Here is a 17273-nt window from a genome sequence, read left to right as displayed (position 1 = left end):
GAGCAATAGAAATATGGGAAGGCATGGTAACCTTCTTCTCTGAATTGTGGACAAATATCACAGAAATAGCGTCTATCGCATGGGAAGAGTTTACGCAGATACTCTCAGACTTATGGACGTCAATTATAGACGGAGCGATAGAAATATGGGAAGGCATGGTAACCTTCTTCTCAGAATTGTGGACAAACATCACAGCAATAGCGTCTATCGCATGGGAAGAGTTCACTCAGCTACTCTCAGATTTATGGACGTCAACTATAGACGGAGCTATAGAGATATGGGGAGGCATAGTAGAGTTCTTCTCAGAGTTGTGGACAAATATCACAGAAATAGCGTCTATCGCGTGGGAAGAATTTACTCAACTACTCTCAGACTTATGGACGTCAATTATAGATGGAGCGGTAGAAATATGGGAAGGCATGGTAACCTTCTTCTCAGAATTGTGGACAAGTATTACAGAAATAGCGTCTATTGCATGGGAAGAGTTTACGCAGATACTCTCAGACTTATGGACGTCAATTATAGATGGAGCGATAGAAATATGGACTAGCTTTGTAGAAAGCCTATCAGATATCTGGACATCAATAGTTGATGTAGCTACTAATATATGGGGTTCTATTTCTTCTGCAATTATCGAGATTGTTTCAACTATTATTAGTGGGATAGAAGTTGGATGGAATAAATTAAAAGAAACTACCGAAATTGTATTTAATGTTGTTAAGTCATTTTTGAGTGATGTATGGAATAACGTGAAAAATATGATTGTAGGCACGGTAGGTAGTATTGTTGATTTAGTCGTATCGGGATGGACAAGGTTCAGCCAGATGACAACAAATACATTTAATACGATAAAAAACTTTTTGAGTAATGTATGGGAATCTATCAAAACTACGGTAGTAAATACAGCAACTCAATTAGTAACAAGCACTATCCAAAAATTTCTCGATATTAAAGTGGCAATAGAAACAAAGATGAATGAGGCTAAAAGAGTTGTTACTGATATTTGGGATAAAATACTTAGTATTTTCAGCGCCCTCGATTTGCGAAAAATCGGTAACGATATCATTCAAGGTCTAATTAATGGTATTGGCGACATGGCAGATTTTGTATGGGATAAAGCTAAATCAATTGCAACATCAATAGGAGATGCAATAAAGAGCACTTTAAAAATCAATTCTCCTTCACGAGTAATGATTGCAATCGGTAAAGGCGTTGGTGAAGGCTTAGCAATAGGGATTGAGAAAGGCAGTGATGGAGTTAACAGAGCCGCTGAGAAATTAGCAGAGGCTGCAATTCCTGATTTAACTCAGCGTTTATCAATTTCTAAAGAGGCCATCGAAAAAGCCCAGCAAATCGTAAGCAATGTTATAAAAGCCAATGCGGCTGAAATTGAGGCATTGCAGAAAGAAGCCGAGAATAAGAGAGCAGGGATTTCTCAACAGGCTTCAGACAAAATTACGGCAATCAAAAACAATGCAGCGAAAAAACATGTAGCGCTTACAGCAGATCAGGTAGCCCAAATCAAGAAGATAGAAGAACAATCATTAAAAGACCGCGAAGCAATTACGAATCAATATGCTGAAAAAATGGCAAAAGTCGAATCTAGGTCTGTAGCTGAAAAATTCAAAGCCTTAAAAGAATATGTTGAAGCTCAGAAATCGGCTGGAGAAATGTCGGCAAAACAAGAAGCTGAATTTTGGCGCTATAGTGCAACAACGTTTAAAGAAGGTACAAAAGAAAAAACAAATGCATTAAAAGAGTACAAAAAAGCGTATTCTGAAATGGTTAAGGAACAATTCGAAAAAGAGAAGGACTACGTTGAAAAACGTAAAAAGTACAACTCAATCTCTCTTGCAGAGGAATTGAAAATTTATGAACGCTATCTAGGACAATATGAAGCTGGTACAGACGAACGCACTTATTATGAAGAAAAATTTTATAATACGAAAAAAGAAATAAGCGAAAAAATTAAAACTATCAACAATGATTATTTAAAGCAGACGCAGGATGTTAACAAAAAACTATTGGATGAAGAGCAAAAGCTTAATGATGCTTACGATAATGCTCTAGAGAGTCGTGTTAAAAGTATCAAAGGGTACTTTGGATTATTTGATGAAGTTAAAGTAACTGATCCTATTGATTCTTCCAGCTTAACGCAAAATTTAAGTGAGCAAGTGAATGCCTTATCTCAATGGCGAATTGAGTTATCAAAACTTGAAATTCGTGGATTATCAAGTGCGATTATTGATGAACTCGAGGCAATGGGCCCAAGTGTCCTTGCGCAGCTAGAAGCTTTAAATCGAATGACAGATGCAGAAATGTTTCAATATCAAGACTTGTATGAGAAAAAGCTACTAATAGCCCGTGAGTCAGCGATAAAAGAGCTAGAGCCATTAAAAGCTGAAACGAAGACGAAAATTGAGGAATTACGTGAAACAGCAAACTCGGAATTGAACACACTAAATAGCGAATGGCAAAACAAAATCAAGGATGTTGTTCTGGGAACAGAAGAAACACTAGGCTCAATGAATGATATTGGGAAAAATGCGATTCAAGGTTTAATTGATGGCATGAAGGGAATGCAATCGGCATTACAACAAACAGCAAATAACCTTGTTAGAAATGTTTCGGATACATTAAGAGATGCGCTAAATCTAAAACCAAAATCTTCACTATTGAAAAAGGTTGGAGATGGTGTAGTCGATGGGTTTGACTCTATTATGAATAAAGCTACTAATGTTAGCAAACTTCTAGCAAACAGTGTTACCCACGAGTCTTCTTCTTTATTGCCAATACAAAAATCCAAGAATAACAAAACATCACAAAATTCAGGGCCTTCAACTATTGTTGTGCAATCCATATTAGATGGACAAGTTTTAGGTGAATCTGTTGTAGATGTCGTAAGTGGCAAACAATATAGCAATGCAAGCATTCATGCATTAACGAGGGGGTTAAGTGGTATATGAAGATGATTTTAAAGGATGGCCGTGAAATGCTGATGAGCGACTACAGTTTAAAATTATTAAAATATTACATTCCTTCTGTATCAATAGAGCATCAATCGTCTGAGGTCGATGGCAGTGATGGAGCAATCTTCACGAGCTCACGTTTTAGTGGACGAACGATTACTGCAAAATTTATGTATAAAGCATTTGATTATCACGATTTTAAATTGTTTATTGCCGACATTAATATGCTGTTTGCTCGAAAAGAATATTTTTATATTATTTTTGATGCTGAGCCAGGAAAGCGCTGGAAGGTACGTCTGGCAAGCAGCTATCAACCAAATGAGCTATTACGAAAAGTAGGAGAGCTCGAGATACAATTTATTTGTGAAAATATTTATGCAGAATCCGTTCCTACAACTTTAGATTTAAAGGAATGGGACATTGATAAATGGGCGTGGGGCATGGGTCTTGATTGGGATGAAGATTTAGCCTACTCATTTAATAGCAACCATTTCACCATTAAAAATTACGGAAATGTTGCTGTGGATCCACGCCAAAATGAGCTTGCTATTACTTTAAAAGGAATTTTCGATAATAGCGTTACTATTACAAATAATACCACGGGAGAGGTGTATCAATTTAATGATACTTTATCTTCTTCTGATGAATTAAACATTAGCGGTATTCGTTCATTTAAAAACGGTACTTCTGTTTTTAAACAAACAAATAAAAAACTCCTCTCACTAGCAGCTGGAGATAATAGTTTTTCAATCTCAGGCGGTACTGTTCACAGTATCGTTTTTAATTTTAGATTTTTATATATGTAAACAAGGATGGTGAAGAAAAAGACATGGTCATTAATTTACACACGACACAATCACCAGTCAGTCGATCAGAACGAATGAAAATAAATGAGAACTGGCAAAAGATTATTGAAGGGTTATCAAGATTACAATATCAAATAAATCTTTTGGCAGGAGGTGAAGAAGTTGAGGAATTACTTAAACGTATTACAGATGCAATTAATGGTGCAATTGAAGCAGCAACCAATGCCAACGATGCGACAGCAAATGCAAATTTAGCAGCAGACGCAGCAAATCAAGTCGTGCAAACAGCGATAGAAAAAATTACAGTAGTTGAAGAATTACTAATTAAACTTGAAGTGCAACAAGGCGAATGGGAGCATATAAAGTCATCACTAATTTTAGTATCGGAGGCTGCACAAGAAGCGACAACAAACGCCAACAGTGCAACTATGAACGCGAATCAAGCCTCGGATGCTGCTAATGCCGCAAAAGAGAATTTAACAAATGCAGTAATTACAAAATTGAATGAAGCGGATACAGCTATCACAAATGCTAATACTGCAGCCGCAACAGCTACACAAGCTTCGGAAAGTATCAAGGGTTGGGGCACTGCAACGGCTTGGAATAGTACAACAAGCTATCTCAAAAATAATGTCGTTACGTACAATGGATCTACATGGCAGGCTAAAGCTGACAATACCAACTCTGTTCCAATAATTACAAATGCCAATTGGATTATACTTGCACAGCGAGGGGTAGACGGTAAAGGCTCAGTAGCTTCTGTAAATGGAAAGCTACCTGACGAAAACGGTAACGTTGCCTTAGACTTTGGTGCAGGTACAGTACAAAAAGTCAATGGTAAAAACCCTGACGAAAAAGGAGAGGTTACACTTGTAGCAGACGACTTGGGGACGTTTTCAGGAGATCTTCTAGAAAATAACTCAGTTTCGATGCAGAAGTTGACACAGGAAGTAATTGACGCTATTAATGCAGGCGGTTCAGGTGTTGGTAACAGCTTCTTCGTGCCGTACCCTTTAGTTACGACTGAAGTATCACAGAAATCATGGAGCCTGCCTGTAGGTGCTTATGACGCAGCTACAGACTCTCTACTAGTTTTCCATAATGCAGGTGTTTTAGCTCCTGAGTCTTGGACTATCACAGGCACGTCTTTAGAAGGCTATACGGTGAATATTCCTGACAATCCTATCGTAGCGATTGAGGATAATAATGTCTTACTATTAGTGCTGAAGAATACACCTAACAACCTTCCTGAAGACATTTCGGGCACGCGACTGATAGATGATTCTGTAGGTCTGTCCAAGCTTAATCAGGAAGTGCAGGATGCTATTAATAATGCAGGTACTAAAATCGATATTATACCAACTTTAGATTCTAGCCGTATAGATGCAGCATTAGCAGCTTCTGCAGGTAAAGATCTAAAGTCTAGAATAGACAATGTGCCAATTATTCAAATATCAGACGACTTTAATGGTGGAACTGACAAGGCTGCATCTGCTGAAACTGTCAAAATACTAAATCAGAATGTAACTAGTGTAAGTAATAAACTGACAACTCATGAAGGTGTGGTTGCGAGTACTAATAATTTAGGACACATGAAGCCTGACGGTACTACTATTACTGTAACTGCTGACGGTACGGCTAGTGCTAAACAGGTCACAATTGTGAATGACCTGACTACAGGTGGTTCAGATAAGGCAGCGTCGGCTGAGACTGTTAAGACATTGAACACAAAAGTATCGCAAATAGTTAGCCCTAGTAATTTAATGAATGATACAGTCACAATCTACGTGTCTAGTACTGGAAATGACAGTAATGATGGACTTAGTGCTGCTAAACCTGTAAAAACAATAGCTAAAGCTGTTTCGTTAATTAAACCATTAGGCGCAAAGAAACGCACAATTCAACTAGATGGCGGTGATACGTTTAATGAGGTTGTCACATTGGATAGTGTACACGGAAGTGCTATAGAGATTAATGGTACGTATGGCAATAAAGCAACTGTTAAAGGGTTTGACTTTAATGATTGTTCCGCTCCAATAAGGGTTTTGAATATAGACGTTAAGGTAAAAGGGAATATTACTGCTGTAGCATCGTACGCAGCTTACATTAACACCTGTGCAAGAGTATCATTAAACTCAGGAAACTATAGTGGTTCAACTTTGGGAATAATGATGAAAAAATCATATGTGGAACTATCTGCACTAGATTTAAGTAACATAGAAGGTCCAGTAATAGAGGCTCAATCAGGTTCTTATTGCCTAGTAAACAATATAAGCGGTACAAATACTAGTGCTTTTAGCTATAGTTACACAGCGTCAGCTTCAATAATTATAGGAAGTGCAGGAACATTGACTTCTAAAGTGGCACAATCAAAAAGTTATGGAGGACAAATATTCTTCTAATATAGAGGGGGTACAGCAATGACCTATAAAGGACAGAATGCGTGGGAGAACTTAGCTCCATCGCTACAAGAAAAGATAGAATCAATGGAAGTAGACATTGTAAACGACTTTACAACAGGCAGTAGCGATAAGGCTGCTTCTGCTGAAACCGTAAAGATTTTAAAGACTTCTGTGGACACACACACAAAGGAAGTAGCTACTACCGATAAATTAGGACACTTTAAACCTGATGGCTCTACTATTACGGTAAATCCTGAAACAGGGGTAGCCAAGGCAAATTATGCGTCGGCTATTACAACTGCCGTGAATACTTCGGAGCAGAAGATGGTAGCTAAGACTTCTATAGGGCAAGCAAATGGCGTAGCTAGTCTAGGATCTGATGGTAAAGTGCCTGCCTCCCAAATAGTAGCCTCAGCACCAACTAACCTAGCTAATGATGCCGTAAAGGTGTATGTAGATAACGTCAGCGGAAACGATAGTAATACAGGAGAATCAGCAGGAACTGCCGTTAAAACTTTGGCTGAGGCCGTCCGCCGCATAAAAGTCCTTGGAGCAAAAGATCGGATAATTATGTTAGTAGGTGGACGTACCTTCGATGAAGAACTCAATTTGGAAGATATTCACGGAAGTAATGTTCAAGTTAACTGTGAACCCTACGATAACAGGGCATCCGTAAAAACGGTTAAACTTGACGGGTGTTCAGCTCAAATAAGTCTAATGAATTTCGACGTAGAAAAACGTGGGACTATTGCGGCTCTTCCTTCTTATGGTGTATATGTTTACAACTGTAGTTGGGTCGGTATATACAGCATGAAGATTGTAGCACAAGTGCGTGGAGTTGAGTGTAATCGGGTAGCTTATTGTCGAATGGATAGTCTCGAAATAAATAATGCCCAAGCTGAAGCAGTTCATTGTTCGAATAGCTATGCATTAGTGGCTGGTATGAAGGGTACTGGGAATAGCCGTGGTTACTATGCTACTTCGAGTATTATTATAGGGGAGGCGGGAACATTGTCAGCAACTACTCCTCAACTTAAATCATCAGGCGGGCAGATATTCTTCTAAACAAAGTAGTGGTAGCAATGATGACTCTATAAAGACAATCTGATGTTCTGGAATAATTTAACTCTTTTGCTGTGAAAAAAGGTAGAGTCATTAAAAGTGGACATTGTAGGTGGTAGTGATAAAGCTGCCTCAACACCACCAAATACAGTATATGTCCTTGAGACATTACGAATTCGGATTACGACAAGTTGTGGAAGATTATATTTTAACTTCTACTAAAAGTGTATAAACGTTCCATATTGTTCAGTAAGCGTTACTCGATGGGAGTAGCGTATTTTTATTATAAAAGAAGGTGATAGCTTGCTCATTGTCACGAATGGCTCTCAAACAGAGCCTCTCTTAGAAACGAACTATGAAAAATTTGAAGAGTTGAGTGGAGCGCTACGTATCTCATTCAGCTCTTTTTTACATGAAAATAATTCGGGCCATCAGTTGTTAGATTTTGAAACAATTATTGAAGATGAAGATGGCCATGAATATACCGTAAAGGAATATGGTGGCGATACATTCTCAAAAAAGGCTACGGCTGTACACATTTATTTTTCGTTAGCTGATGATTTTAAATATGACATCTATGGAGGTACACGGACATTCGATGATTTTATGTCGTTTGTACTTGCAGGAACTGGTTGGACGTTTATAAATGTAGATGTGGAAGGCAATAAACTGCTACCTAATTTCGGCGAAGCAAATCCAATTGTTTTAATTGACCAATTATGTGCAGCATTTAATTGTGAACGTCAAATATTACCTGGTAAAGTTCTTCGCCTCACAAAGAAAATTGGCGCAGATCATGACATTCAATTCCGCTATCGTCATAACATCGAAACCCTATCATACAGCGTAAATACTACAAATTTAAAAACACAAATTCGTGGGTACGGTGCAGAGGGAATTGATATAACTTATACTTCGCCATTAGCCGATTCACCTAGAATTGGAATACGCGTTGCAGATCCTATTCATGACGAGAAGATAGAATCTGCTGAAGAAATGACAACTCGTTTAGCTAGTGAGCTGCCTCCAGCACCTGAAACGAGCATTAAAGTTAAGGTCACGACCGTGGACGGTAACGTGGGGGACATGGTTTGGCTTATACATGAGGATCTTGCGCTAGAATACCAAACTCGAATTTTAAGTAAAAAGACAAAAAGAGACTACAGTAACTCAGAGGTAGAGGTTGGGAATACACAAGCGAAAAGTATTGTAGATGCCCTGTTAAATCAACATGCAACTATTAATGCTAACGATAAACGTTATCGTTCTAAATTTGAACAAACGAATGATCGAATTGATATAGAAGTAGAAGAAATTGGCGAATCGATTGCTGAAATTCATTATCGTGCTGATAGTATTACTCAAAGTGTAACAGACTTAAATAACAATTTAAGTAGTCGTATCACTCAAACAGCTACTGAGATACGAAGTGAAGTAACTGCTCAAGTAACTACAATTAATAACAATATTCAATCAGTCCGAAATGATGTATCGGCTGTTACACAAACAGCCTCACAAATACAGTCAACTGTGACTAGTCAACAAACTCAAATTAGTGGATTAGGAACACGAGTTAGCACAGCGGAGAGTCGTATTACACAACAAGCCGATCAAATAGAGTCAAAAGTTAGTGTCGAAGATTTTACAGGGAATACTGTCGTATCTAAAATTAATCAAACAGCAACGACTATTAGTATACAAGCCTCAAAAATTAATCTTGTAGGGGCTGTAACATTTTTATCAGATATTACGGGTAGGTTAGGAACAATCACAGCAGGAACTATTAATGGTGTTGATATTTATGGAGCTAACATTAACATTAAACAAGATGCTAGCATAGGAAGTACATTGTATTTGCAGGGTACTACTAACAGGGGTATCGTATTTCATGGTAATAATACAATTTATGCTAATGGTACGTATATGGACTTATCTGCTCCTTATGTAAGGTTAAATGGTAACTATAACGAACTTAACGGTTCTAATACTATTTATGGTCAATTAAATGTCCCACAAGCTACAGGTCTTTCAGGTTTAGTACGAGCAAACTCTTCTGGGATTGGTATTTCAACATCAGGTGGTAATTTGTATGTACAAGTTAATGGTTCTACGATAGGTTCGGTTAAACTAACTTAAATAAAAGGAGAATGATAATTATGGATTATCAAGTACAACTAAACAATGGACAAGCAATTAATTTAAAAAATGCTGAGTTTGATGCTACGGCATTTACAGCAACATTAAACGATCAAAAAATTTCTTTCGTAAATATTGGTGGGGCTATCATTAATAAGCACATTATTGTGAGTGTATTACCAGCGACAGCCACACAAACATAAACGCAGTCTTAAGACGGGCGTTATTTTTTTATTCAATTTTGAGTAGATGCCTTCCACATATGTGGAGGGCTTTTCTTATGGACTACAAAAAGGAAGAAGTGGTGGAGTGGACAAATGGATAGCGACTTGGAGTGGTTTTATTGGAGCACTTATTTCTTATTCGGTGAATGGTTTCGGCATGGCAGTAACGGTTTTAATAGGATTTATGGCGATTGATTATCTCACGGGTATTTTGTCTGGTATAGCTAATCATAATTTAAATAGCCGAATTGGTGTGAATGGTATTATTCGAAAAATCTATTATTTGATGTTGGTTGGATCGGTTTATTTACTAGCTCTAGTGATACCAGGGATTGAATATGCAGGTGATGGAGCTGCCATTGCTTTTTGTGTTTTAGAGTTTATCTCAATAACAGAGAATGGCACAAAGATGGGGTTACCTACACCAACTTTTATTAAAAATATTTTAGCGATTGTCAAAGATAAAACGGGTGAGGGGGACAATAAATGAGTACAAATATAACAACAACATGCAGAGATTTGGCACAATTATTACCAGCTGCACAATTAGCATGTCGACTCTTGTTCCAAGAATGCTACAAGGCAGGCATTCGTAACGTTTTTATTACCGAAACATATCGCTCTCAAGAAAGACAAAATTATTTATATGCCCAAGGACGTACTCGACCAGGACAGGTTGTTACTTGGACGCTTAAAAGCAACCATAGCAGTCGTTTAGCTTGGGATATTGCCGTTGGTCCTCCAAAAACACTTTATGATGTAACTATACTGAATAAAGTGGGTACTATCGCTCGCAAGCTTGGCATTACATGGGGCGGGGATTGGATCGGTAGCATTGACCGACCGCATTTTGAAGTTAAATCGACTTGGAAGATGCCTACAGGTTATAAGTTAGAGGGACAAGTAATCGTTCCTAGTAGTAGTAAAACAACAGTGCAATTAATTATAGAAGACAAAAAGGAGGACAACAAAGTGACACAAGTATGGAATCCTGCATCACCAGCAATGCGCACAGAAACAGAAAATTATATAGCGCAAGCAACCAAAGAAGGTATTATTCAAGATTCGCATTTAAAAGATTTAAAAAACGGTGTAATGACAACTGACCGATTATTAGGTCTGTATATTACAATTCAGCAACGTCGAGCTCACTAGTTATAAAGACACCGCCAAAATAATGGCGGTGCTCATTAGCTTGGCGTATATTTTTTTTGACAAAGAGATTTTATTTCAAATGATTCTCCATTACTTACCTCTACAATTAATATAGTTTTACCCTCAGCTATTTCTTTAGATTCTTTTTAACTGGAAATATATACATATTTAGTGTTCGTTACTATACTTTATACCTAAAAAATAATAAACAAGTTTACTATTTTTTCTACATAAATTAAAAAGAGAAATAAAGCATATTTATAATAAGATGTTTATTCGAAATAAGAAATAATGATACAATTCGTTGGATTTATTGAAAAAACTACCTAATACATTGTAGAAATTTGTAGAAATTGTGTAATATACTTTCTGGATTTACATGGAGATTTAGTAATTTTTTACGTTGTGAAACATAGGACTTTCTTATAATTTTGAATAACTTACATAATTTTATAGATTTACTAATGGTTGTTTTAGTACACTGAATTTATGAATTGAAAGGGGCAAGAATAATAATGAAAAAGACAGTTTTAGCTGGCGCACTTAGTATTGCATGTTTTACAGGAGGTTTTGGGTTACAAGCAAATGCACAAGTAAATACACAAGTAAATGTGCAAGAAGTAGATGTTGCTAGCATTATCCACCCAAAACAGGCAGTTGCAGCGGTTATACCATTGCAATCAATGACTTACCAGGACCTTTATAAAAAACTGCTAATCTCCAAATTAGCTATTGATGAGCGTGGTATTGTAACAACAAAAAATAGTATTACGGCAAAGTTTTCAGTAGATCCTACATGGAGTGCACAGGAACAAAAAGAATTTAAAGAGTTGTACGGTAACGCTATGCAAATAAAATTTACGCCTTCTGGGAATTCATTTAAAGGAGAAGTTTTGGAAAAAGGAAAATGGTTACCTTTAGATAAAGAAGATTTAAATGACATAATTAAAGAAATGTTCGAAGATGAACCTATTGATTTAAAACCAGGGGGTTACTTCACAGATTCTATAGGTCACTGGGCTGAGAGCTATATCCAAGTACTTTATCAATTTGACATTATTAATGGTACATCCGCTACAACATTTAATCCAAACGGAAAAGTAACACGTGGACAATTAGCTTCTATGATTTTCCGTGCTGCTGGATTAGATGTGAAGGAAGATTATGAAGGCCCTGCTTCATATAAGGATTTAGCAAACTTCCCAGGTGCAAAAGAAGTAGCGATTTTAGAAGAGTATGGCTTACTCGATATTTTTGATGGTGCTAATTTTGAGCCAAATACACCTGCTACACGTGAGGAAATGGCCTATGTAACAGCGATTTATCTAGAAGGAATGGGTTATGATGTAAGTAAAGTTAGCAAAAATAACCCATTTACAGATAAAAGTAAAATGCGACAAGAAACTGTTGAAGCAATCGGATTATTAAAGCAATTAGGTGTGATTGATGGTGTGAACGGTCAATTTAATCCAAAAGGTAATCTTACACGTGCAGAGTTCTCTAAAATTTTAACACTATCATTAGTGTTACTTGATGACGAAGAGTAACAAAAAAGAAGCAATCCACAATATCTGGTGGATTGCTTTTTTATTCGACTAGCATATGAAATAAGTGACTTAATAAATAACCTAATAAAATAAATGCTATAAAGGATTTTCGTGATACTGAACGAATATGATGTAAAATAAATTCTGAAATACTGGCAGTTGCGATTAACCCAATCGATACACCCATTAGTACTCCTTGTGCCTTATTCGATATCTCCCAATATTGGCCGATCTGTATGAAAATACTAAAGAAAATCGAAAATGCTACAAAATAAACAAAGAGTCTCCATAGCCTTTCTCCTTGTGATAGTAATGCTGTTGAAAGTGCGAAGCCTTCTGGTAGATGATGTAGAATAATGGAAGCTGTTATTGCAATACTTAATGCAGAGTTCCCTAGTAATTGTCCGACAGTAAGACTCATCGGAATGGTGTGGATAATGATAGCGATTGCAAGTAGTGATACAGAGGGATTTTGTGTATGGGAAGTGTGAAATAAACTATTAAGTATTTCAAACATTAAATAGCCCATCAAAATTCCAAGTATAAGGCCGATTGAATTGTACATTTGAAAAGAAGAAGGAATGACGTCTACTACAAGTATGCCAACTAAAAATCCTCCACTTAGTAATGATAATCCATGAGTTGTATGCTGGAATAGCCTAGAGAATACCCAAGCTAGAGTTCCTCCGATGCTAGCGCTAAAAAAAAGAAAACCACCAAGTATCATTGCACTCAACTACAAAATTCCTCCACCCTATATATTCTTTAACCTGTTTTAACTTCTTTCAGCGGGTGTCTAAACACCGCTGAAAGAAGTTAAAGCCTTCGGCGAATGTCACGGAATCAGAAAGGAGTTCTTTGTGCAAGCACAAAGCTGATTCCGGACGCAATTATGCCGAGGCATAATTGATAAAATATATGCTAAGTAGAAACGAATATGATAATCGCCAGTTTTTGAAAAAAATCCTTTGTATTCATTACTAAAAAGTAAAAGGTTATTTTATCGATAAATCTACTTTTAGGGATTTTATTAACGAAATTTGCGTAATTGAAGCGGAACAAATATTAATCATAAATATGGTGATATTAAATTGACTGAAAATTATTTAAATTCTATACTTTCTATAGTAATACCAGATTCATTGATTTAGTAACTACTAATGAAGGTGAGGAATGGAAGTATGAAATGGGATGCGAGTTATGATGTGGTAGTAGTAGGTTCAGGGGCAGCAGGGTTAACAGCAGGGCTGACAGCAAAGCTACAGGGCATGAGATCATTAGTCATTGAAAAGACAGAGCGTTATGGTGGGGCATCTGCCTTGTCTGGTGGAGCACTATGGATTCCAAATAATCATGTGATTAAGGGGGAGGGTGTTCCTGATACACATAAACTAGCGCGTTTATACTTAGATTCAACTATTGGTGATCGTGTACCAGAGGCTTTAAAGGAAGCTTATATTAAACGAGGGCCAGAAATGTTAAGGTACTTAAATAATCATACTAGGCATATGCGTTTCCAATATGCGAAAGGTTATTCAGATTATTATCCTGAAAAACCAGGTGGCTTCCCTCAAGGACGGTCGATTGAGCCACTTATTTTTGATTTGAAGAAAATGGGGTCATTAGCAGATACGATGCGTCGTTCTACATTGTCCACTAAAGGCTTTACGATGAATAGCTCTGAATTTCATAAGGTAAATATGATTAGACGCACGACAAAAGGGAAAACAACTGCGTTAAAATTAGGCATACGATTAGTGAAATCGAAAGTTACAGGAAGTCTGCCTGTTGCATTAGGGGAAGCGCTAATTGCTCGTTTACGAATGTCACTTGCAGAAGCGAATGGAGAACTGTGGATCTCGACTGCATTTAAAGATTTTATCGTCGAAAATAATCGAGTGACTGGTATCGTAGTTGAACGAGATGGGCAGGAGATGCGGATCGAGGCAAAGCGTGGGGTAGTTCTTTCTTCAGGTGGTTTTTCTCATAATCAAGCATATCGTGAAAAATATTTGCCGGCACCAACAAATGCAAAATGGACTTCTACACCAGAGGGGCAAACGGGAGATATTATCGAACCAAGCGTGAAAATAGGGGCGACACTAGATTTAATGGATAAAGTATGGGGAGCCCCTTCCGTTATTGATCCTCAAGGACATCCTTTTTTCCTTGTTGCGGACCGCGGTGTTCCTAATATGATGGTTGTGGATGGTGTTGGGAAACGATATTTGAATGAAGCGGCACCTTATCATGAATTTGTAGACAATATGCATATTCACCATCAAAAAACAAACAATGCTATACCTTCTTGGATCGTAATCGATGCAACAGCAAAGAGTCGGTATATTTTCACAGGATTATTCCCAGGACAATCTTTCCCAAAAAGTTGGTTTGATAACGGCATAGTGAAAAGTGCACAAACAATCGAAGAACTTGCAGGGCAAATGAATGTTCCAGTGGAGAATTTAGTAGAAAATGTAGAGCGCTTCAATGCCTTTGCTCGTAATGGTCGAGATGAAGATTTCCGCCGAGGAGATAGTGCTTATGATAATTATTATGGAGATCCTACTTTGAAGAATCCGAACCTAGCAGAGCTTACTAATGCTCCATTTTATGCACTCGCTTTATATCCTGGAGATATCGGGACTAAGGGTGGCTTAGTGGTGGATGAGCATGCTCGCGTTGTAAAGGCAGACGGTACGGCAATTGAAGGGTTATTTGCATCAGGGAATTGCTCGGCCTCTATAATGGGTAAAACATATCCAGGGCCAGGTGCAACATTAGGACCAGGCATGACATTAAGCTATATTGCAACAACGCATATGGCAAATGCAGTTAATAAGGAAGAACAGACCTTGCTAAAGGTATAAAGAGCCTGTTTACCTTCAATCAAAAGGTGAAAATGATTGAACATCAATAGCAAGTATCACTCTTACCTAAAAAAATCCCCAGCGTCAATGCAACGACGCTAGGGGTTTATAATGATTAAAAGTGTACACCTGGTTTATCAGTTAACTTGCAGCCTGTACCATATTTCGCTTTTAAGGCACCTTTAAAATTAGTTTGTTCAAGTTCAGGGTATGCCTGTTTCCAAAGCTCAAATACATTATGACTTGAAGCAGTACCTTCTTTTGTTAGACGAACAATATGGAAACCATATTCATCGTTGCATCGAGCTAATGGACGATTTACGCGCACATTAATGATTCGACCGCTCGCTGTAACATCATATAAGCCTTCGTAACCGGAAATGGCACGTCTTTCTTCATCGATGTCAGCTGTTTCTTCTGCTTTTTCTTTCTTTGCTTTTTTTGCTTCATTTTTTTCTACAGGCTTAGTAGCTTCTTTAATTTCCTCTTTCTCTACAGGCTTAGCTACTTCTTTAACTTCCTCTTTGTCCACAGTCGTAGCCTCTTCTTTATTTTGAGGTGCAAGCTGTTCCATAATGACAAAATCCTTGTTAGAAGCTTTGTCGCTCATTGTAGCCATTACATTCATAATAGAGCCTACATAACGCACTGGTTTATCTTTGCCTTCTTCAAATACGAAAATATTATAATCGGTTTTATTCATTTTTTTCATAATAATATTCCCAGTTTTAGTAGTAAAACCGATAAATTTGTTCTTTTTAAGTGCTTGTATTGCTTGTTGCTTTGTTAAAATCATTTTTTAAATCTCCTAAAGAATTGTTTTTTCTATTCTACCATAAAATCAGTTTTCCTGTTTTTCTTAAATATTTGATGTTTTATTATTGCATTAATAATTCAAAGAAAAGCGATTATCGCCATAGTGTAAGGTTGATTTCCGCTCCGGCTGGGCGCTTTGTAGCTGCCGCTTTGCTTTCGCTACAGAAAACATTTGTTGCTGTCGCTACGCTTTCGCACAGAGCAAAGCTTCCTGGGGGCGTCCGATGAGCCGCTTCACTCGCGTTGCTCGCTCCAGGGTCTCGGGCCAATACGATGTTGGTCACGAAGGCGTTATCACAGGACGTGATGGTTTTAGCCTTCGTTCCTCTATTGCTAATCCCCAAGGAGTCGCCCAGCCTCCGCTCCAATCAACTAAATCACATGGGATACGTTTTAACAAAATGTCATCCCAAATTTCCGATGATGGGCCAAAATCTATTTATAATCACTTTTATTACCCATCATCATAGCGTGGGGGTGATTTCCGTTCCGGCTGGGCGCTTTGTTGTTGCTGTCGCTACGCTTTCGCACAGAGCAAAGCTTCCTGGGGGCGTACGATGAGCCGCTTGGGGCAACCTTGCAAACTGATTCGGTTGGTAATAGAATTGGTCGGGTAATCAAGAAAACTGATCCGAGAGTGTGGGACTGCTCAGGTAAGCGCTCTAATCATACCCACATAACCAAAAGGAGGATTTTATTATGGTTCAACATTTATTTAATATGAATTTAAAATGGTCGGAGGGGAGAAATGGGGCAGGTACTATTATAGCGGACAATCTAAATACGAAAATTTCTATTCCTCGAGAAATGAATGGGCCAGGGATTGGAACAAATCCTGATGAAATGCTGCTTGGAGCGGCAGCTACCTGTTATTTAATTACACTGGCTACGTTACTTGAAAATTCGAAGATTTCTGTGTTGGATTTGTCTATGCAAGCTGAAGGTTTTGTGGATGTCACGAATGGTGTTTTTACTTATGAGAAAATCTTACATAAGCCAAGAATTGTTGTACAAGATTTAACTGAACGCGAACAAAAAAGAATTGAACGATTAGCTGAGAAGGCAGAACAAACATGTATGATCAGTAAGGCGTTAAAAGGAAATGTTCAAATAGCATGTGCTGTGCAAATTATACAAGGGTAACATGGAACATCTCAATTCGTGGCTGAGTATATGATCATGGTTAGGAGTTATTCAAAATAATTTTGAAATAACTCCTTTTTTGACGCATCACTAAAAGTGGGGTATTCCATTTGTTGAGATGTATGCCATGTATATGATGGCTC

General features: G+C 37.7%; 13 protein-coding genes. 11 read left to right on the top strand and 2 right to left on the bottom strand.

Translation table 11 applies throughout. From position 1 onward, the window contains the following. The 9 genes from ACFXN8_RS04930 to ACFXN8_RS04890 all read left to right on the top strand — a co-directional run. Positions 1–2966 (top strand): hypothetical protein (locus tag ACFXN8_RS04930; RefSeq protein ID WP_386843257.1); only part of this gene is annotated, 2966 nt, incomplete at its 5' end. Further along, positions 2963–3775: a distal tail protein Dit gene (locus ACFXN8_RS04925; RefSeq protein WP_386843255.1), complete on the top strand. Its 813-nt coding sequence runs from the start codon at positions 2963–2965 to the stop codon at positions 3773–3775. The genes ACFXN8_RS04930 and ACFXN8_RS04925, both read left to right, overlap by 4 nt. A 23-nt stretch (positions 3776–3798) precedes the next feature. Continuing rightward, complete coding sequence (locus ACFXN8_RS04920; protein WP_386843253.1) at positions 3799–6177, top strand: hypothetical protein; 2379 nt, start codon at positions 3799–3801, stop codon at positions 6175–6177. An 18-nt stretch (positions 6178–6195) separates the two neighbouring features. Further along, positions 6196–7242 (top strand): hypothetical protein, encoded by a 1047-nt coding sequence (locus ACFXN8_RS04915; protein WP_386843251.1) that lies wholly within the window; start codon positions 6196–6198, stop codon positions 7240–7242. Positions 7243–7542: 300 nt separating this feature from the next. After that, the gene (locus ACFXN8_RS04910; protein ID WP_386843249.1) at positions 7543–9375 is read left to right on the top strand and encodes a phage tail spike protein; all 1833 of its coding nucleotides are present in this window, start codon (positions 7543–7545) and stop codon (positions 9373–9375) included. 20 nt (positions 9376–9395) lie between these two features. Then, complete coding sequence (locus tag ACFXN8_RS04905; protein ID WP_386843247.1) at positions 9396–9578, top strand: hypothetical protein; 183 nt, start codon at positions 9396–9398, stop codon at positions 9576–9578. A 106-nt stretch (positions 9579–9684) separates the two neighbouring features. Next, the gene (locus tag ACFXN8_RS04900) at positions 9685–10089 is read left to right on the top strand and encodes a phage holin family protein (protein ID WP_376074636.1); all 405 of its coding nucleotides are present in this window, start codon (positions 9685–9687) and stop codon (positions 10087–10089) included. Then, positions 10086–10754, top strand: a complete 669-nt coding sequence (locus tag ACFXN8_RS04895) for a M15 family metallopeptidase (protein WP_386843245.1) — start codon at positions 10086–10088, stop codon at positions 10752–10754. The genes ACFXN8_RS04900 and ACFXN8_RS04895 overlap by 4 nt, the downstream gene beginning before the upstream one ends. Positions 10755–11269: 515 nt before the next feature. Continuing rightward, on the top strand, positions 11270–12301 hold the full coding sequence (locus ACFXN8_RS04890; protein WP_386843243.1) for an S-layer homology domain-containing protein: 1032 nt from the start codon (positions 11270–11272) through the stop codon (positions 12299–12301). Between the two features lie 40 nt (positions 12302–12341). Here ACFXN8_RS04890 and ACFXN8_RS04885 read toward each other — a convergent pair whose 3' ends face one another. Then, complete coding sequence (locus ACFXN8_RS04885; protein WP_386843458.1) at positions 12342–13028, bottom strand: ZIP family metal transporter; 687 nt, start codon at positions 13026–13028, stop codon at positions 12342–12344. A gap of 454 nt (positions 13029–13482) precedes the next feature. Between ACFXN8_RS04885 and ACFXN8_RS04880 the strand changes: the two genes are divergently transcribed. After that, a complete protein-coding gene (locus tag ACFXN8_RS04880; protein ID WP_386843241.1) occupies positions 13483–15171 on the top strand; it encodes an FAD-binding protein in 1689 nt (562 codons plus the stop codon). Between the two features lie 115 nt (positions 15172–15286). Here ACFXN8_RS04880 and ACFXN8_RS04875 read toward each other — a convergent pair whose 3' ends face one another. Beyond that, positions 15287–15967, bottom strand: a complete 681-nt coding sequence (locus ACFXN8_RS04875; RefSeq protein WP_386843239.1) for an NUMOD4 domain-containing protein — start codon at positions 15965–15967, stop codon at positions 15287–15289. A 719-nt stretch (positions 15968–16686) separates the two neighbouring features. Between ACFXN8_RS04875 and ACFXN8_RS04870 the strand changes: the two genes are divergently transcribed. After that, positions 16687–17130 (top strand): SACOL1771 family peroxiredoxin, encoded by a 444-nt coding sequence (locus ACFXN8_RS04870; protein ID WP_386843237.1) that lies wholly within the window; start codon positions 16687–16689, stop codon positions 17128–17130. Positions 17131–17273 lie beyond the last annotated feature (143 nt).

It is taken from the genome of Lysinibacillus sp. NPDC059133, from assembly GCF_042755925.1.
GTDB lineage: Bacteria > Bacillota > Bacilli > Bacillales_A > Planococcaceae > Lysinibacillus.
Note: the sequence above shows the minus strand (reverse complement) of the source record. Positions and strands in the feature narration are given on the sequence as shown.

Bases quoted from the DNA above. Each gene is read 5' to 3' on its own strand.
- ACFXN8_RS04925 (WP_386843255.1), top strand. From the start codon at position 2,963: ATGAAGATGATTTTAAAGGATGGCCGTGAAATGCTGATGAGCGACTAC.
- ACFXN8_RS04920 (WP_386843253.1), top strand. From the start codon at position 3,799: ATGGTCATTAATTTACACACGACACAATCACCAGTCAGTCGATCAGAA.
- ACFXN8_RS04915 (WP_386843251.1), top strand. From the start codon at position 6,196: ATGACCTATAAAGGACAGAATGCGTGGGAGAACTTAGCTCCATCGCTA.
- ACFXN8_RS04905 (WP_386843247.1), top strand. From the start codon at position 9,396: ATGGATTATCAAGTACAACTAAACAATGGACAAGCAATTAATTTAAAA.
- ACFXN8_RS04895 (WP_386843245.1), top strand. From the start codon at position 10,086: ATGAGTACAAATATAACAACAACATGCAGAGATTTGGCACAATTATTA.
- ACFXN8_RS04890 (WP_386843243.1), top strand. From the start codon at position 11,270: ATGAAAAAGACAGTTTTAGCTGGCGCACTTAGTATTGCATGTTTTACA.
- ACFXN8_RS04885 (WP_386843458.1), bottom strand. From the start codon at position 13,028: ATGATACTTGGTGGTTTTCTTTTTTTTAGCGCTAGCATCGGAGGAACT.
- ACFXN8_RS04880 (WP_386843241.1), top strand. From the start codon at position 13,483: ATGAAATGGGATGCGAGTTATGATGTGGTAGTAGTAGGTTCAGGGGCA.
- ACFXN8_RS04875 (WP_386843239.1), bottom strand. From the start codon at position 15,967: ATGATTTTAACAAAGCAACAAGCAATACAAGCACTTAAAAAGAACAAA.
- ACFXN8_RS04870 (WP_386843237.1), top strand. From the start codon at position 16,687: ATGGTTCAACATTTATTTAATATGAATTTAAAATGGTCGGAGGGGAGA.